At 45.7% G+C, this 2,230-nt stretch carries 3 protein-coding genes; 2 read left to right on the plus strand and 1 reads right to left on the minus strand.

What is annotated here, in order from left to right; genetic code table 11:
• The first annotated feature begins 271 nt into the window (after positions 1-271).
• Positions 272-727: a hypothetical protein gene (locus P8O70_08790; protein MDG2196973.1), complete on the plus strand. Its 456-nt coding sequence runs from the start codon at positions 272-274 to the stop codon at positions 725-727.
• 75 nt (positions 728-802) lie between these two features.
• Entirely contained in the window at positions 803-1,447 is a 645-nt protein-coding gene (locus tag P8O70_08795) for a hypothetical protein (GenBank protein MDG2196974.1), read from the plus strand.
• A 495-nt stretch (positions 1,448-1,942) separates the two neighbouring features.
• On the opposite strand, the gene P8O70_08800 is transcribed toward P8O70_08795, so the two are convergent.
• The coding region (locus P8O70_08800; GenBank protein MDG2196975.1) for a cupin domain-containing protein at positions 1,943-2,230 on the minus strand (288 nt) is incomplete at its 5' end.

Here is a 2,230-nt window from a genome sequence, read left to right on the forward strand (position 1 = left end):
TGGATTTGTACGAGTACAAAGGTACTTATTACGTCTTCCATGATGCAGGAGTTGACGAGTACGATACTTATCGGGAAGCCAAGAAGCAGATCCGGTGGGCTTAGTGAAATAACTTCTAGGATAGCGTTGTCCTCGAAGTTAGAACCCTTATGCTAAAGCATCTGGCTTGCTAGCTCGCACGTAACGCTAACTTTTATTATGTCGGGTGTCGCAGCTCACAATCTTCGCTGAGCCACTACTCTTTTCAGCTCTTCCAGATGGAGACGACACAATGAATCTAACTTTCGATCAAAGACGTGAGCGCTTTTGGAAGTCTCGGGATGACGCCAAACGTCTTATCTATAAAATGGCAGAACGCATATCAGACATTCCACCAGAACTTGCCGACTACTTCGCAGAAGCTCAGCGGCTGCGCTTGTTGTTTGAAGAAGACCAAACTGATTTTATTGCAAGCCAGATGGGTCTACCTAAATTAGATGAGTGTGACCCAACGTTTTCAGACTGCTGGATCTGCAAGCCACTTCATGACGTACACAACAACCAAGCGTTCCGTAAGCCCCTTGGTGCTTCGGGAAGACTTGATAACGACCTCTGGATCAAATGTGAATATGTCGAGTTGAAAGACAAATATCGGGTTACACATCTGCACCACCGGTCAGAGCCAAACTTTCCTGATTTCATGCCGGTACACCTGTCACCGCGATTTAAAGTCTATGTTCGGGATTGAAGCCTGTCGGAAGGATTGCGGCTAGCTGCAACGTGATATTTTTGAAATAATTCAACACTTTACTTGAGGCTGGAAATGGACCTTGAATGGAGCGAAGGGCATCTCGAGCGCTTCTACAATTTGCGTGAAAACTACTCGGAACATTTCGATGAAGAACGAGCCAAAGAAATTGCGAAGTGGCTAAAAGATCATCAAGAAGCAGTCTATCTCGATAAGCTGCTTGAAGAGGGGCTGTCTCATGAAGAGGCTTGGAAAATTGCTAGTAAGACCACCTACTCGGGTGTTTCCGTAGATGAACTGACAGAAACCCAGTTAGAGCGCTATCAGAAGTTGAGAGAGGAATACTTCAGCGAAGCAGATGCGTTGGATATTGTGGTGCTGTTCACTGATGAACAGAAACAGCGCTATCTTGAATTACTTGAAAACGCCTTTGGGCCCGATGACGCTTGGGGTATGGCCTCAAATTATGAACCTGATGAAGAAGATGACGATGAGCAATCAATACCAGATGGTTACAGTGGTGAGGGCTTTCTTGAGACTTTAGAAGAAATCCAATACGAGTTGAACCAAGCCCAAACTGCTCGGTCTCTTTGCAGACGCTACGGACGAAATAGCAAAGAAAAACAGGAGCAACTTATCGAGTATGACCAGCGTATCGATCGCTTGGAACACTTGCTCAAGAATTTTGAGAACACCGTTAGTTCTGACGTGGAGGCCTGATATTCCAGCCCCAAACCAGTCAATGAGACTTCGAAAATAACACTGAGTTTCATCTCAAACCTTTGGAGTGAAATGGATCCCATCAACCCCTTGTACCTATCAACATTTCTGGACGTAGGAACTGACTGGTCTGAACAACCCGAGGAGTTTGCTATTATTTCTGCATACGCCACAACTGGAGAAAAATGGTCTGAAGAAAGAAACCAGCAGGCAGATGATCGGTTATATCAGTGGCTGTTGGAGAAGGGGGTCTGGTTGAGAAGGGTTACCGGCTATGCCCCTGACACTGGTCATAATGAACCGTGTTGGGCAACAGCCATCTCTTTTTTTTTTTTTTTTAATATTGGAGAAGAGTTCCTGCAAGACGCAATTTACTATGTTGAAGGGGACCATCTATATGTGAGTCACTGTGATTCAAGACGCGTCAAGACCCCAATTAGTAATTTCTCTTTGGAAATACGTCCGAGAGGGTGTACTAGCACGCTTGAGAGCAAGCTAAACCCAGACGTCATTGTCAGCAGTCAACTCACCTCCAGCATCGCCTGTGTTGACCACTGCTTTTGGTTCAACTAGCAACACCTTGCACTCTTCATCAGCGAAGGGCTTGTGTTCCTCTCCACGGGGAACCACGATCATCTCCCCCTCACTCAATTGAACCTTCCGATCTCTGAATTCAATTCCCATGGAACCCTCTAGCACAATGAAAGTTTCATCAGTATCGGCGTGATTGTGCCAAGTGAACTCACCTTTGATCTTCACCAGCTTGAACTGGTAGTCATTCAT

The sequence above is a fragment of the SAR324 cluster bacterium genome (assembly GCA_029245725.1).
GTDB lineage: Bacteria > SAR324 > SAR324 > SAR324 > NAC60-12 > JCVI-SCAAA005.

Bases quoted from the DNA above. Each gene is read 5' to 3' on its own strand.
- P8O70_08790 (MDG2196973.1), top strand. From the start codon at position 272: ATGAATCTAACTTTCGATCAAAGACGTGAGCGCTTTTGGAAGTCTCGG.
- P8O70_08795 (MDG2196974.1), top strand. From the start codon at position 803: ATGGACCTTGAATGGAGCGAAGGGCATCTCGAGCGCTTCTACAATTTG.